This window comes from Ruegeria sp. AD5 (assembly GCF_056542345.1).
In genome coordinates this window covers 457,474-472,355 of the sequence record NZ_JBQFZR010000001.1, presented here as the reverse complement: position 1 = coordinate 472,355, position 14,882 = coordinate 457,474, and the positions used below count along the sequence as shown (strand labels likewise).

Genomic DNA, 14,882 nt, shown 5'->3' with positions numbered 1-14,882 from the left:
GACGCCATGAATCCGGCAATTCAGGGCCTGCTAACAATCGTAATCGGTGTGTCGGGATGCGTGGGCTATTTCTACCTGTCCAACCAATTTCTGGATAAAGTCCTGTTCCCTGCGCGTGGACCGAACGCGGGTCGCAATATCAACCGCGCGAATATGATCCGGCCCTGGCTGTTTCTGCTTCCCGCGATCCTCGCCCTTGGGGTCTATCTTGCCTATCCGGTGTTTGAGACGCTGCGCCTATCGCTGACTGATCGGGTCGCCGGTGGTGGATATGCATGGGCGGGTTTTGACAACTATACCCAGATGGTAGCCGAGCCGAAATTCTGGGAGGCGATGCGCAACAACATGCTTTGGCTGATTGTTGTACCTGCCATGTCCACCGCATTTGGCCTGCTCGTGGCGCAGCTAACGGATCGCATCCGCTGGGGTAACGTCGCCAAGTCGCTGATCTTTATGCCGATGGCGATTTCTTTCGTTGGCGCCTCGGTAATCTGGAAACTGGTCTATGATGCGCGTCCGGCCGATCAGGATCAGATCGGCGTCCTGAACGCGATCTACATCTTCTTTGGTGGAACCGAAACGCACACTTGGCTGACCCTGCCTTTCTGGAACAATTTCTTCCTGATGATCGTTCTGGTCTGGATACAAACCGGCTTTGCCATGGTCATTCTGTCCGCCGCGCTGCGCGGCATCCCGGAAGAGACCATCGAGGCCGCCATTCTGGACGGGGCCAATCCGTTCCAGATTTTCTTCAAGATCAAAGTGCCGCAGATCAAAACCACGATCATGGTGGTCTGGACCACCATCACCATCGTGGTCCTCAAGGTCTTTGACATCGTTTTTGCGATGACCAACGGCCAGTGGGAGACCCAGGTTCTGGCCAATTACATGTACGACAAGATGTTCCGCGCCAATGACTGGGGCGTGGGATCGGCATCCGCCATGGTGATCATGTTGCTGGTGACGCCGATCCTGATCTGGAACGTGCGCAATGCGCGCAAAGAAATGCAGTAGGAGGACGGGGTTATGAGCGATATTGCAGGAACCCGCCCAGCCCTAAGATGGGTCGTTCACGCCTCGGTCGTGCTGCTTGTGGTGCTTTGGGTTTTCCCAACACTCGGTTTGTTGATCTCGTCATTCAGAACGGCGGACCAGATTTCCAGCAGCGGCTGGTGGCGGGCGCTCTTCCCGTCGGAACAGAACCTGACTCTGCGCGCGGCTGCGCCGGAAACGCAGGTTCTGCAGGATGGTCTCTATGTGATCGAAGGCAATATCTTCGATGGTGATCGGGCCTCGGACATTTCGCGATGGGGTGTGAATTCCCGTGCGATTGATGCCTTTGCTCCGGGCGAAACGGCTGAGCTTCGTCGTGGCGGGACGATCACGGTTCAGGCCAACGGTGACTATCGGATGGAAAACGCAGAAGAGTTTTCGGGCAAGCGCGGCCCTCGCGTGTTTGTGACGACTACTCTGCCGCCTGAATTCACCTTGGAAAACTATGCCCATGTTCTCTTCAACGAAAGCAGTTCCGACAGTATGGGCAAGGCGTTCTTCAATACCCTGACGGTGACGATCCCGGCGACGATTATCCCGATTCTTGTCGCAGCATTTGCGGCTTACGCGCTGGCATGGATGGATTTCCCGGGGCGTGCCCTGCTGATCGCTGCGGTGGTTGGCCTATTGGTGGTGCCATTGCAGCTGGCGCTGATCCCGTTGCTGAAACTGCATCTCAATATCGGGATCGGCAAAGGATACCTGGGGGTCTGGATGGCCCATACCGGGTTCGGGATGCCATTGGCGATCTACCTATTGCGTAACTACATGGCCGGGCTGCCTCGTGACCTGATTGAGAACGCCCGGGTAGATGGCGCAACCGAGTTTCAGATTTTTACCAAGTTGATCCTGCCGCTTAGCTTTCCGGCACTGGCATCCTTTGCGATCTTCCAGTTCCTTTGGACATGGAACGATCTGTTGGTTGCCAAAGTCTTCCTGATCGATGCCAGCGGCCAGACAACGGTAATGACCAACCGTATCGTCGAGCTGCTGGGTACACGGGGCGGTAACTGGGAAATCTTGGCCACGGCGGCGTTTGTCTCAATCGCGGTGCCGTTGGCGGTCTTCTTTGCAATGCAGAAATATCTGGTTCGCGGCTTGCTGGCCGGTTCCGTAAAATAAGGGCGTGTGATGAACGTGCAGACCAACGCGACAGCATTCGAAAAAACCAAGTCGGCGTCAGATTGGTGGCGGGGCGGGGTGATCTATCAGATCTATCCGCGCAGCTTTCAGGACAGCAACGGTGACGGGATCGGAGACTTAAAGGGTATCACCCAGCGGCTAGGCTACATCGCCTCGCTGGGGGTTGATGCAATCTGGATTTCGCCGTTCTTCAAATCTCCGATGAAGGATTTCGGTTATGATGTCAGCGACTATCGCGATGTCGATCCGATGTTCGGCACCATGGGAGATTTTAAAGAGCTGCTGGATCAAGCCCATGCGCATGGGTTGAAGGTGATGATCGATCTGGTGCTATCCCACACCTCAGATCAGCATCCATGGTTCAACGAAAGCCGCGCCAGTCGCGAGAACCCGAAATCCGATTGGTATGTCTGGGCTGATCCCAAACCCGACGGGACACCTCCGAATAACTGGCTTTCGATCTTTGGCGGCTCGGCGTGGCAGTGGGATGCGCGGCGGTTGCAGTATTATCTGCACAACTTCCTGACCTCGCAGCCGGATTTGAACTTCCACTGCAAAGAAGTTCAGGATGCGCTGCTGGATGTGGCGCGCTTCTGGCTGGATATGGGGGTCGACGGGTTCCGTCTGGACACCATCAATTTCTATTTCCACGACGCCCAGCTGCGTGACAATCCCGGCCTGCCGATGGATCAGAGGAACTCATCCATTGCGCCGATGGTGAACCCGTATAACCATCAGGATCACCTCTATTCCAAAAGTCAGCCCGAGAATATCGCCTTCCTGGAAAGGCTGCGCGCCCTGACCGATGAATACGAGGGCCGCGCATGTCTGGGTGAGGTCGGCGACGCGCAGCGCGGGCTTGAGATTATGGGCGAATACACCAGCGGCGATAAACGGATGCACATGTGTTATGCTTTCGAGTTCCTCGAAAAGCGGGCTTTGACGGCAGCTTACGCAAAGCAGGTTTTTGACCAGCTTGAGGACAAGGCGGGTGATGCATGGCCATGCTGGGCCTTCTCAAACCACGACGTGCAACGCCATGCTTCGCGTTGGGGTTTGGACGATGCAGCTGTCCGGCAGCACGCCGTTCTGATGATGTGCCTGCGTGGCTCAGCCTGCCTGTATCAGGGTGAGGAACTGGGGCTACCCGAGGCAGATGTTGCGTTCGAAGATTTGCAAGACCCCTATGGTATTGAATTCTGGCCGGAATTCAAAGGTCGCGATGGCTGCCGTACTCCGATGGTCTGGGCCGCACAGGACGAACAATCCGGGTTCAGCACGAGCCGTCCCTGGTTGCCAGTCAGCGCTGCGCAGGCCGAGCGGGCGGTGGATCGGTTGGAAAAAGATCCAGCGTCGATGCTGCACCACTACCGCCATGCGATTGCATTGCGTCATGCGCACTCAGCGCTGATGTCCGGCGCGCAGACAGGGATGTCACAAATCGGTTCGGTATTGGCCTTCACCCGAGAGGATGAAGCCGAGCAGGTCTTCTGCGCCTTCAATCTGGGTGACTGTCCGGTTGACGTGACCCTGCCAGAAGGTGACTGGCAAGTGATCGGGGAGGAGTTGGGCGGCGTTCGCGGGGAAAGCAACGTGACGCTGGATGCCGCTCAATTCTGTCTATTGGCTCGGGAAAAGAGGTAAACCATGTCGGAACTCAAGCTTACGGATGTGGCCAAATCCTATGGTCCTATCGATGTTCTGAAACATATCGATCTCGAGATCGAGCAAGGCGAACTGATTGTCTTTGTCGGCCCATCAGGTTGCGGAAAATCCACTTTGCTGAGGATGATCGCGGGCCTTGAAAAGATCACTGGCGGTACGCTTGAGATCGAAGGGCAGGTGGTGAACGATGTGCCACCTGCGCAACGCGGCATCGCGATGGTGTTCCAGTCCTATGCGCTTTACCCGCATATGACGGTGCGCGAAAACATGGCCTTCGCGCTCAAGATCGCGAAGATGCCGAGCGCTGAGGTTGATGCCGCAGTGGAGCGCGCGGCCCAGATTCTACAGCTTGAACCCCTGCTGGATCGCCTGCCCAAGGCATTGTCTGGTGGACAACGCCAGCGCGTTGCCATCGGTCGTGCCATCGTGCGCGACCCCAAAGTATATTTGTTCGACGAGCCGCTTTCGAACCTCGACGCTGCCCTGCGCGTGGCGACGCGGATCGAGATTGCACGCCTGAAAGAGGCGATGCCCGACAGCACGATGATTTACGTCACCCACGATCAGGTCGAGGCGATGACACTCGCCAGCCGCATTGTGGTTTTGGCCAATAAGGGAGTTGCGCAGGTTGGCACGCCGCTGGAACTCTATGAGACGCCAGATAACGAGTTTGTCGCGCAGTTCATCGGCTCACCAGCAATGAACCTGCTGCCCGGGACCATTACCGCGACAGGAGAGACAACAACCGTCACGCTGGATGATGGCGGCGTGGCAATCTCATCAATCCCGACGGATGCCGCTGACGAAGGCAAAAAGGTCAATATCGGTGTCCGGCCTGAGGACTTAAATATCACTGATGGAACACCAATTTATTCCGGCTTGGTGGATTTCACCGAAGCTTTGGGTGAGGTCACGCTGCTTTACTTTGCAGTCCCGGATGGACGGGAGGCCGTGATTGCAAAACTACCTGGTGTTCAGCGCAATCTGCGAGGAAAAACCGTCTCGGTCACGGCGGCACCCGAAAAGGTGCATCTGTTCCACAACGGCCAGTCGATGAAGCGCTAGTCGAGCTTCGCAAGGTAGGTGGAAACTTTTTCCAGCCCTTCGCGGATAATCGACGGAGTATTGGCGTAACCGATCCGAACACAGCCTTCGAGACCCAAGGCAGAGCCCGGTGTGAACATCACGCCGGTTTCCTGCAGCAGTTTCACGCAGAACTCGCGCGAGGGCATGTCGAAGTTGTAGTGCAACAGCGCGGTTGTTCCGGCCTTGGGTTTGACCCAACTGATTTTGGGCTCGCTTTCGACCCATTCTTCCAGCATGGCGAGGTTGCCGCGCGTAATGGCCTGGCTGCGCGCCAGAACCTTGTCGTGGTTTTCCAGCGCAAGCGCCGCGAAATGGTCGCCGATCATGCCGACCGAGATCGTGTCATAGTCCCGATGGATCGAAACCGCTTCGATCAGTTCTGGGTTGGCCGCAATCCAACCCAGTCGCAGCCCTGCCAGCGAAAACGCCTTGGACATGCCCGCGGTTGAAATGCCTTTCTCATAAAGATCTGCAACCGCATCCGTCATGCCCGAACCTTCTTGCCCGGTACCGCGATAGACTTCATCACACAGCAACCATGCTCCAGCGGAGCGTGCGATTTCGACGATCTCAATCAGGAACGCGCGATCCATCACCGCACCGGTTGGGTTGTTGGGGTTGTTGATGGCAATCAGTTTGGTGCCCGGAGTTACGGCGGCGCGCAACTCCTCAAGATCGGGCAAATAAGCGTTCTCGGCCCGTAAATGGATCTGCGTCACCTCCGCGCCGATGCTGGCCGGGATGGAATAGTGTTGCTGATAGGTGGGCACGACGGCCACCACCTTGTCGCCGCGCTCGACCAGCGTTTTGTGGACCAGCATGTTGGCACCGATCGTGCCATGGGTGACGATGACATTCTCACGCTTTTGCTGGTCATATAGGCTACAAATCGCATCGCGCAGCCGGTCCGAACCCCGGATCGCGCCATAGGTCATCTTCATCCCCAGCAATTCAGACAGATCATCCGAGTTTTTGCCGGAAAGCTTCAAAAGCTCGGCAATACTCAGGCTCTCGACGCAAGTCTCTGCAAGGTTATAGGCGCAGCGGGTTTCCCATTCATCCATCCAGATTTCGACGCCAAAGGGTTCGATCTTCATCGCGCTATCCTGTTCGACTAAGCCATCGCGCATCGTTCCCATGGCGAAGCGGCAAGGTCAACCTCGGCAGATGACCGTCATCGAACTTGCACAAGAGGCGTGTATCGTTACCGGTAGATCGCCACAGGATCACCCAACGCATCTTCATCTGGGTGAACGCCAAGGCCGGGTGTTTCGGGAAGATGCAGGTGGCCGTCCACGTTTCTCGGCCCACGCCCACCGGCGATATCGACGGTGATCATGTCCTGACAGGCCCAGACGGCATAACAATTCGCGTCTGGAATGGTCGCCGCCAGATGGAGCGCTTCGGTATCCGCCAGGACCGAGCCACCGGTCGCCATCACAAACATGTCGATCCCATGTGCAAGTGCGACATCGCGCATCCGGGCCGCTTTGGTCAGCCCGCCGACACGGTTGAGCTTGATGCCGAAAATCTCAGCGATGCCATCCCGGGCAATACGGGTTGCGTCCTGCAAGGTTACAAGGCTCTCATCAACAGAAACGGGCGACGCATGTTTGCCGGAAATTGCCGCGATATCATCCAGTGTCTCGCAGGGCTGTTCGATCATGACGTTCAAGTCTTCAACCGCGCTCATCACCCGCAGCGCCTGCTGTCGTGACCAGCCGCGGTTCACATCATAGAGGATAATATCCTCGGGGTTTCGCAGGCTCTCGACGTCACGGATGCGGGCGATATCCCGGGTCACATCTCCACCGATCTTGACGGAATGGGCGATATAGCCGCGTTGGCGATATCGATCGATGACCGCGCGGGTTTCTTCGACCGTTTTCGCCCCTACGGATGACGCAATGGGGCGTGGTGTACGGGATCCGCCGCCCATCAGATCAGCGATGGGCAAATCGGCAGCCTGGCCCGAGATGTCCCAACAGGCCATGTCGACTGGGCTTTTTGCATAGAGATGCCCCGGCAAAGCCAAATCCATCGCGCGTTCGACATCCAGAACGCGGCGCGGGTCGAGGCCCAGAATAAACGGTGCCATCGTCTCGATCCCCGCCCGAATGCCGGGGCCGTGGGCGGGCACATAGGTGTGGCCCCAAGGGGTGCCTTCGCCCCAGCCTACCAGCCCGGCGTCGGTATCGATCTTCACCAGAGTCGCGTCCAGCGTTTCGAATTTCAATCGCCCGCCAGACAGCCAATAGGGATGTTCCAATGATAGATCGATCTGAAAGACTGAAATCTGAGTGATCTTCATTTCAGTTCCACCTCGACAAATGACATTGGCGTATCACCCGCGTTGATCACATTGTGCTCGACCCCTTCGTCGCGACGATAGGCCGTTCCGGCAGGGACAGTCACTTCGTTGGTGGTTCCGTCCGGCAACTCCAATCGCATATGACAATCGGAAACGGCGGTGATGACATAGTCCATTGCATGCCGATGCCAGCCGGTTTCAGCTCCGGGGGCAAAGTCGAAACGGGTTACACGCACCCGTGCGTCATCGATCATCTGGGTCGCAATTGCTTGTGGCCTCATCGAGTTGCCTCCTGCTTGAGGGCGCGATGAACTGTGATCCTCATGCCATATCCATCCGGGGCAGATCGCCAATTCCATCACCCCTCCAAAGAACAAAGGTCAGGATCGGATGATCACTTGTCGTCATCGCGTGGCTTTGCCAGCTTGCATGTTGGCGCGTTTGTCCGGGGTCGACAAACTCTGCATTACCTTCGATCTTGAAACAGGCGGAGCCCGCGAGCGTCAGATAGAGCTCTTCTGCCTGATGGCTGTGCCAATCATAGTTCAAACCCGCGCCCCAATAGGCGACATATCCCCGCAACTGGGTCGAGTGGAAATGCCCGGTAGGCCCGAACAACTCGTAATATCCATAGCGTGCAAGGAAATCCGCCCCGACCTCATCTTCGGTGTAGGTGCGTTTCCAATGCGCCTGTTCTGCAGAGGCGGCAATGGCCCTGATCATCGCTTGGGTTGCGGCTGTACCTTCAAGGTCAAACTCGCTGACCAGCCGGGTCGCTGGAACGTGTTCCGGCGATAGCTCGGTTGCGGCCAGGTCCGTTGGCCAATCCCCAAAGCTGGCCAAATCGGGATGTGCCTGGTGCAGCTGTCGGGCGGCTGCTAACACGTCGTTCAATGTCATGGGGCAACTACTATGTTTCCGGTGTGTTTCTTGGCGATAAAGGCGGATTGCGCTTCATGCAGTGCACTCAGCGGATAGGTCGCTGCCAAGGCAGGTTTCACTTCGCCGGCCTCAATGTAGCCTACAAGATTTTGCATCACTTCGGGGTCGATAACCGTTGATCCGGTGAACGTCAGATCCCGCAAATAGAAGGTGCGCAGGTCAAATTCGACCATCGGACCCGCAATGGCGCCCGAGCAGGTATATCGCCCGCCCCGTTCTAGAATGCCAATGAGTTGTGGCCAATAGGGTCCACCAACCACATCCGCGACGACCGTGATCTTCTCATCACCCAACGAGGCGCGCAGATCATCGGGCGCGCGGGGTAGAATGAGATCGGGGCCAAGAAGAGCGACGTCATCATGTTTGGCCTCCGATGCCATCGCGATGACCCGCGCATTACGGCGCTTGGCCAATTGAATCAGCGCGCCGCCTACGCCACCAGACGCGCCCGGGACCAGTACGGTATCAGCCTCGGTTACTTTGGCGCGGGTCAGCATACCTTCGGCTGTGGAATATGAACAGGAAAATGTCGCAAGTTCAGCATCCGAAAGCGAGGACTGGATGGCGATGGCATTCTGAGCAGGAATTGTCGTGTATTCGGCAAATCCGCCATCTCGTTCTGATCCGAAATACCCGGTCTTGTCCTTGTTCAGCGGATCGGCAGGATCGCGCAGCCAGCAATCTGTGATCACTCGCTCACCTATGCGGCTTTGGTCCACCCCATCTCCGACGCCCACAATCTGTCCGCAGACATCCGCCCCTTGAATGCGCGGGAAGACCAGCGGCGCTCCGCCCCAGGTTGGATCATCGCTGCCCACCTCTTCGAACGCGCCACCTGTCGTCGCATCACTGACGGTTTTGGAATACCAGCCGGACCGGGTGTTCACATCGGTATTGTTCAGGCCACAGGCTCCGACCTGTATCAACACTTCGCCGGGCTTGGGTGTGGGGCAGGGCCAGTCCTCGTGCCAGACCATCTGATCCAGGTCACCATGCCCCATCGTAACCATAGCTTTCATTGTTGCGGTTTGTTTCATGCGGCACTCTCCATCCATGCGCCTGTACCGGCTCAGAGTGTGAGAGGATTCCGGATGACATCCGAATAGATCCCTGAGTCGATTTGGCCTCGACACCGTAGGCAAACAAAAATACCATCGTCAATCATGAATGGGACAGATGTATCAAATTCGATTCTGGAAAGGCTGGCAGAGGAATTATCGCAGCTGACACCTGAGGCACGCAAGGCCGCAACCTACGTGCTTGAGAACCCGCGTGATGTCGGTGTCTCAACAGTACGCGAAATCGCCGAAGCTGCAAACGTGAAACCCAATACGATCGTTCGCATGGCAAGGCAGGTCGGGTTCGACGGTTACGAAGATTTCCGGGTTCCCTTCCGCGAGGCGATCCGGCGCGGGCAGGCCGATTTCCCGGAGCGCGCGCGTTGGCTGCAGGATATTCGTAAGTCCGGCAATATGGGCGGGCTTTATGCGGATATGGTTCAGGACGCCCTGCGCAATGTCGAGGAGACGTTTGCCAAAATCTCGTCCGAACAGCTGAAAGGCGCCGCTGAAGATATCTGGAATTCGCGTAACGTGTTCGTGCTGGGCGTTGGCGTGAACAATTCGAATGCGCGAAACTTTGTTTATCTGGCCTCGACGGGCATGGTGCAGTTTCATGCTATCCCGCGCGCTGGATCAAATCCGATTGACGATCTGGCATGGGCGGACAAACGCGATGTACTAATTGCGATGACCTGCAAACCTTATCGGAATGAAGTGGTCGAGGCGGTGCAAGTTGCCCGAGAGCAGGGCATGACGGTGATCGGTCTTTCTGATAGCCCAGCCAGCCCTGTTCTGCGCAATGCACAACACGGGTTCGTCATCTCGGCGGATACGCCGCAATTCTTCCCCTCATCAGTAAGTACTATCGCATTGCTCGAAACGCTTTTGTCCTTCGTCATTGCTGTGGCCAGCGACGAGATCGTCGAAAGAGTGGCGACCTTTCACAAGCGTCGCCATCAGCTAGGCCTATATCACGCGGAAGAGCCCTGATTGGATCAGGCCAATCCGCATTGGCCATTCAGCCACGCACCAGGTGACCACCATCCACATCCAGCACAGCGCCCGTGAGATAGCCATTTGTCATTGCCATTATCACAGCTTGGGCGATGTCCTCGGCCTCACCAATACGTCCGACGGGCAGGCTGTTACCAACCTGAGCGAACATGGCCTCGCGAGCCTCATTCGACATTGCCGCGTAAGCCTCGGTCGCAACCATTCCAGGGCTGATGCAGTTCACACGCGCACGGTTTGATAGCTCCAATGCCAACCCCTTGGACAGGGCTTCGACCGCCGCGTTCACGGCCCCAAGACCCGTTGCACCGGCAGAGGGTCGGCGGCTGAGGACGCCAGAAAAGAAGGTGATGGAGCCGCCTTCAGTCAAGACAGGCAAGACTTCACGCGCCGCCACATAGGGCCCGATAAATTTAGCCTCGAACATCGCGCGCAGGTCAGTGGTTGGCAATTCGGCGAAGGCCCCACGCGCTGCGCTTGAGGCAGAGATGACCAGATGATCTACTTTTTCAAGGCCGCTGGCCCAGGACTTCATGCCAGTTTCGTTGGTGGTATCGACCGGTGCGATCTGAACTCCGCCTCCGATGTCTGCCGCTGCTGCCTCCAGCTTGGCGAGACTCCGGCTGGCGATGGTAACTTTCGCACCGAGCGCTACCGCCAGCTTTGCGGTGGCCTTACCCATGCCGCTGCTGCCGCCAATGATAACAACGTGTTTGCCGATGAGGGCCGTTTCGAAAACCGAGTTCATTGCTTTGGTTCCTTGCATGTCGTGTCTGTTAAATGAGTCAATCGATGCTGAGCACCAACTTGCCGGTGGTTTCGCCCGCCTCTAGGCGGCGATGCGCTTCCGTAGCCTTGGCGATTGGGTATGTGGTGATCTGAGGACGCAGAATGCCAGTTTCCAACAGCTTGAATACCTTGGTCATGTCCGCGCCGAATGCAGTTGGTCGGTTGGAAAAATACGTGTAAATGTCGCTGACCCGCACTGAGACAGATTTCTGGAAGTGTTTCGCCAGATCCTCGGCAAAATCGCCAGCTGGCGGCCCGGCAAGGAATCCGAAGAGCACAGCCGTTCCAAGGGGAGCCAGCGCATCAAGGTCTGATTTCAAGGAGTCACCGGAAACCGGATTCAACGTCAGATCAACACCGCGCCCACTTGTGATCTCTGACACCAGCGTGGCCACGTCCTGAGTACGATAGTCGATGACAAAATCTGCTCCTTGCGCCTGGGCGTATCCGACCTTTTCAGTGCTGACCGAAGCGATCACAGTCATGCCCAGATGCTTGGCGATGTGGAGGGCCATCGTGCCCACTCCGCCTGCAGCCGCATGCACCAGTACGGATCTTCCGGCCGCCGCACCGCCCAGATTGACCAGCATGTGATAGGCCGTCATTGCGTTGACAGGGATTGCTGCTGCGGTTTCAAAGGCGATGGTATCGGCAATTTTGGTTACATAAGGTGCACCTATTACGGAATGCGTACCATAGCCGCCCGCACCAATCGGCCCCATCCATGCGACGCGATCACCCACGGCGAAACCAACGGCATCTTTGCCCGTCGCTTCGACGATTCCGGCACCTTCAACGCCGGGTACATGGGGCAGGTCTGGCATCATGCCCTCTGGCATTTCGCCACGGCGAATAATCGTATCGATAAAATTTACCGCCCCGGCATGATTACGGATCAGGATTTCTCTGGCACCGGGCTGTGCGACAGCTTGGTCAACGCTTCGCAGAACTTCGGGCCCGCCAGTTTGGGTGATTTCTATCGCGTACGGCATCATGCATCTCCTTTTGTTTCGCAGAAGATAGCGATGACGCCATTTCGTGATAATAGTTGAATCTAGAAGGTATTATCTCATAAATAGAATTATGATCTACAACGACCTTGGCCTGTTTACTGTTGTCGCCCACCATCTCAGCTTTTCCAAAGCTGCAGATCGGCTGGGTATTCCGCTTAGCAGGATTAGTCGCAGGATTGCCATGTTAGAGGATCATCTGGGCGCTAAGCTATTCGAGCGCACGACAAGGCAGGTGCGCCTGACCGAAGAGGGGCGCCGTCTTCTGGATCGTTGTCAGGATCCGATTGAAGCGCTTCAGCGTGTTGCGGGTTTTACCGATGACACGCGGCACCACACGATCCGCATTACGGCCCCACCCTTGGCAGCTCGTACAACGATAGGGCCAAAGCTGGTGGATTTCGCGGAACAAAATCCTCAGGTCCAGCTTGAACTGACGACGACTAACATCATGCTGGATTTTTTCGCGGACAATATCGACCTCGCCTTTCGGGTCGGTCCGCTTGCGGACTCCGGTCTTGTTGCCAAGCGGTTATGGTCAGTTCCATATTGTTTTTGCGCAGGGCAGGGCTTCATTCGAGAGCACGGGCTTTCGGGTCCTTTAACGCGACCGAAGTTCCAGACTCTTCCTGCGCTGATGGCGGGTCAACCTTGGGTACTGGAAACGGGAGAGATGGTGAATCCAGCCCACATAGCCCATAATATTGGCGACCTTGATGTCATAGCACAGGCCGCTCGTCGTAATCTGGGGATAGCGATGTTGCCGAAGGATATGGTGGAGGGCGATCTGCGACGACTGGAAGTTGAGAATACTGTCCCGCTGACTCGAGACATGTATGCGGTTTATCCCAGCCGTCGCCTGTTGCCCGAGCGTGTCAGGAAACTGATCGATTTCATGGCGCCGAGATAAATCCTACCAATCAATTTGCACCCCATCCCGAAAGAAACCACCTGTTGGACCGTTCACGGGCAGTGTTGCAGCCCACACGACGCCCTTGGCCCCTTCGGACACCGGGCGACCACCCCCGCCCATGTCAGTGGCGACCCAGCCGGGGCACACTGCGTTGACAAGGATGCCTTCGGGTTTCAAATCAGCCGCAGTCTTGATGGTCAGCGCATTGAGCGCTGTTTTCGAGATGCCATATCCAGGAGTGCTGGATGACATGCCTGTCAGCGCTCCTGAGCCGGAAGACACGTTTACAATCCGGGCATCATGACCATTTTGAAGTAAAGGAACGGCCGAAATGGTTGTTGCCCAGGCTCCGAAGAAGTTGGTCTCGAAAGCACGGCGCACGCGCACCAGGTCGGCGCTGAGCGTGTGCTGATCCGTGTCGTAGTCAACGCCTGCATTGTTTACCAGTATGTCGAGATATCCGTATTCGGAGTTGATCTTATCAAAGGCAGCGTTGACCGAGCTCTGATCGGACACGTCCAGTTGCAAGGCCTTAGCTCCATGCCCAATCTCTTCGGCCGTGGCTTGTCCCTTTTGCGGGTCGCGCGATGCTACCAAAACAAATAATCCATGATCGCGGGCCAGTTGTAGGGCGACTTCTTTACCGATGCCTCGATTGGCTCCGGTCACAAGTGCGATACGTTGTTCGGTCATGAGGTTTCCTTTGAATTTTCGTCAGTTAACCGAAAGCAAAGCCTAATAGTGAGATTGCCAACATCGCTCTGGCAAGGCAACCGGCGCGCAACGATGCGGCGTTAACTGATGTCAGTTGGCCCCGGCCCCGCGTTCACCAGCGAGGGCGACGAGACCACGGTCGCCGGTTTCCCAAAGAGCGGTCATTGTCATCGCTGTTACAACCCAGCGGTCATCTGTTTTTTCCAACGCATAGTCATAGCGGCCGCCCAAAACCCATAGGTCATCGTCAAGACGGTGGGTGGCGGTGAAATCAGCCTGCGCTGTTGCGGCGGTTTTTGAAACTGAATTGATTGCGTGGTTGGTCACCATGTGATGCGTGCTGTCGAACCCGGGCAGGAAGGCGGCCCAGCCCGCAACAAGTTCGTCAGCGGGTTGGGTTGCCGGGTCTCCACCCCAAAGGCTGGTGTAGTCAATGGTGACGTGATCGGCGAAGGCATCCCTTACACGGGTCCAATCATGCCGGTCTGCGCCTGCAGCGATATCCGTTAGGGTGCGGGTGATGTCGGTTTGATCGGTCAATGCAGGGCCTCCAATCATTGTTATGGCGGTGAGCATGGCGATGAGGGATCGTTTCATATCCGGGTCCTTTGTCAGAGTTGGACAAAGCAACGTACGTTGCTGCGCCTGCTTCATTCATTAGCCAAGCGTTCAGGCACGGGCGCTAAGGTGTATTGCGACCAAAAAAACGTATTCGCCGCATCCTGATCGGCACTGAGATTGGTGGCCTCGACGATCTTGCCGTTCTCGATCCGGTAAACCAGAGCCCAGATGGTATCGACATTCGGCTTACCTTCGGCGTTGGACCAGCCTCGGTGAATATCTACAACATGGGTTTCATCCGCGCCAAAGTAGATCGGGTCAGCCTGAAACCCAGCTGCGCCCAACTGGGCGAAGAAGGCCAAAACTTCATCCCGACCGTTTTTGGTGCCGCTCAGCGGATGGCGGCCGGGAATGTGCCATTGTACGTCCTCGTCCATGACAGCGGCGATTCCATCAAGGTCGTTCGAGCCGTAAGCCGCAAAAAAGTTCTGAACCACTTTCATATTGTTTTCGGGGGTATCGGCTATTGCGTTGCCTCCCATAACGGTCGCGACCGCGAGTGCTAGTTGAAGTTTTCGGTTCATCGGGGTCTCCAAGGGAATGAGACGTCGGATAGCGAGGTC

The 14,882-nt window shown here is 56.6% G+C and carries 16 protein-coding genes; 6 read left to right on the top strand and 10 right to left on the bottom strand.

Annotation, left to right across the window (positions count from 1 at the left end; genetic code table 11):
- Nucleotides 1–6: 6 nt before the first annotated feature.
- The 4 genes from ACR0JG_RS02340 to ACR0JG_RS02325 are packed head-to-tail and all read left to right on the top strand — an operon-like array spanning nucleotide 7 to nucleotide 4,926.
- A complete protein-coding gene (locus tag ACR0JG_RS02340) occupies nucleotides 7–1,014 on the top strand; it encodes a carbohydrate ABC transporter permease (protein WP_480567429.1) in 1,008 nt (335 codons plus the stop codon).
- Nucleotides 1,015–1,026: 12 nt separating this feature from the next.
- Nucleotides 1,027–2,175, top strand: coding sequence for a carbohydrate ABC transporter permease (locus ACR0JG_RS02335; RefSeq protein ID WP_170392558.1), 1,149 nt, complete (start codon nucleotides 1,027–1,029; stop codon nucleotides 2,173–2,175).
- 9 nt (nucleotides 2,176–2,184) lie between these two features.
- Nucleotides 2,185–3,840: an alpha-glucosidase gene (locus tag ACR0JG_RS02330; protein ID WP_480567427.1), complete on the top strand. Its 1,656-nt coding sequence runs from the start codon at nucleotides 2,185–2,187 to the stop codon at nucleotides 3,838–3,840.
- A 3-nt stretch (nucleotides 3,841–3,843) separates the two neighbouring features.
- Nucleotides 3,844–4,926, top strand: a complete 1,083-nt coding sequence (locus ACR0JG_RS02325) for an ABC transporter ATP-binding protein (RefSeq protein WP_480567425.1) — start codon at nucleotides 3,844–3,846, stop codon at nucleotides 4,924–4,926.
- Here ACR0JG_RS02325 and ACR0JG_RS02320 read toward each other — a convergent pair.
- The 5 genes from ACR0JG_RS02320 to ACR0JG_RS02300 form a co-directional block, all read right to left on the bottom strand.
- Entirely contained in the window at nucleotides 4,923–6,044 is a 1,122-nt protein-coding gene (locus ACR0JG_RS02320; protein WP_480569001.1) for an aminotransferase, read from the bottom strand. The two genes, ACR0JG_RS02325 and ACR0JG_RS02320, sit on opposite strands and share 4 nt — an antisense overlap.
- 107 nt (nucleotides 6,045–6,151) lie before the next feature.
- A complete protein-coding gene (locus ACR0JG_RS02315) occupies nucleotides 6,152–7,258 on the bottom strand; it encodes a mandelate racemase/muconate lactonizing enzyme family protein (RefSeq protein WP_480567424.1) in 1,107 nt (368 codons plus the stop codon).
- Nucleotides 7,255–7,539, bottom strand: a complete 285-nt coding sequence (locus ACR0JG_RS02310; protein WP_480567423.1) for a cupin domain-containing protein — start codon at nucleotides 7,537–7,539, stop codon at nucleotides 7,255–7,257. Before ACR0JG_RS02310 ends, ACR0JG_RS02315 begins: the two co-directional genes overlap by 4 nt.
- Nucleotides 7,540–7,579: 40 nt before the next feature.
- Entirely contained in the window at nucleotides 7,580–8,158 is a 579-nt protein-coding gene (locus ACR0JG_RS02305; RefSeq protein ID WP_480567422.1) for a dimethylsulfonioproprionate lyase family protein, read from the bottom strand.
- Entirely contained in the window at nucleotides 8,155–9,237 is a 1,083-nt protein-coding gene (locus ACR0JG_RS02300) for an alcohol dehydrogenase family protein (protein ID WP_480567421.1), read from the bottom strand. The genes ACR0JG_RS02305 and ACR0JG_RS02300 overlap by 4 nt, the downstream gene beginning before the upstream one ends.
- Before the next feature lie 126 nt (nucleotides 9,238–9,363).
- Here ACR0JG_RS02300 and ACR0JG_RS02295 point away from each other — a divergent pair, with 126 nt between their 5' ends.
- Complete coding sequence (locus ACR0JG_RS02295) at nucleotides 9,364–10,251, top strand: MurR/RpiR family transcriptional regulator (protein ID WP_480567420.1); 888 nt, start codon at nucleotides 9,364–9,366, stop codon at nucleotides 10,249–10,251.
- A 28-nt stretch (nucleotides 10,252–10,279) separates the two neighbouring features.
- On the opposite strand, the gene ACR0JG_RS02290 is transcribed toward ACR0JG_RS02295, so the two are convergent.
- Nucleotides 10,280–11,020 (bottom strand): SDR family oxidoreductase, encoded by a 741-nt coding sequence (locus ACR0JG_RS02290; RefSeq protein ID WP_170661670.1) that lies wholly within the window; start codon nucleotides 11,018–11,020, stop codon nucleotides 10,280–10,282.
- Between the two features lie 37 nt (nucleotides 11,021–11,057).
- Nucleotides 11,058–12,053 (bottom strand): zinc-binding dehydrogenase, encoded by a 996-nt coding sequence (locus ACR0JG_RS02285; RefSeq protein ID WP_170513539.1) that lies wholly within the window; start codon nucleotides 12,051–12,053, stop codon nucleotides 11,058–11,060.
- Nucleotides 12,054–12,144: 91 nt separating this feature from the next.
- On the opposite strand from ACR0JG_RS02285, the gene ACR0JG_RS02280 reads away from it, so the two are divergent.
- A complete protein-coding gene (locus ACR0JG_RS02280) occupies nucleotides 12,145–12,981 on the top strand; it encodes a LysR family transcriptional regulator (RefSeq protein WP_480567419.1) in 837 nt (278 codons plus the stop codon).
- A 3-nt stretch (nucleotides 12,982–12,984) separates the two neighbouring features.
- Here the strand turns inward: ACR0JG_RS02280 and ACR0JG_RS02275 are convergent, their stop codons facing one another.
- The 3 genes from ACR0JG_RS02275 to ACR0JG_RS02265 form a co-directional block, all read right to left on the bottom strand.
- Nucleotides 12,985–13,677: an SDR family NAD(P)-dependent oxidoreductase gene (locus tag ACR0JG_RS02275; RefSeq protein WP_170646668.1), complete on the bottom strand. Its 693-nt coding sequence runs from the start codon at nucleotides 13,675–13,677 to the stop codon at nucleotides 12,985–12,987.
- Nucleotides 13,678–13,788: 111 nt separating this feature from the next.
- Entirely contained in the window at nucleotides 13,789–14,295 is a 507-nt protein-coding gene (locus tag ACR0JG_RS02270; protein ID WP_480567418.1) for a nuclear transport factor 2 family protein, read from the bottom strand.
- Nucleotides 14,296–14,348: 53 nt separating this feature from the next.
- Nucleotides 14,349–14,843: a nuclear transport factor 2 family protein gene (locus tag ACR0JG_RS02265; RefSeq protein ID WP_480567417.1), complete on the bottom strand. Its 495-nt coding sequence runs from the start codon at nucleotides 14,841–14,843 to the stop codon at nucleotides 14,349–14,351.
- Nucleotides 14,844–14,882: the final 39 nt, after the last annotated feature.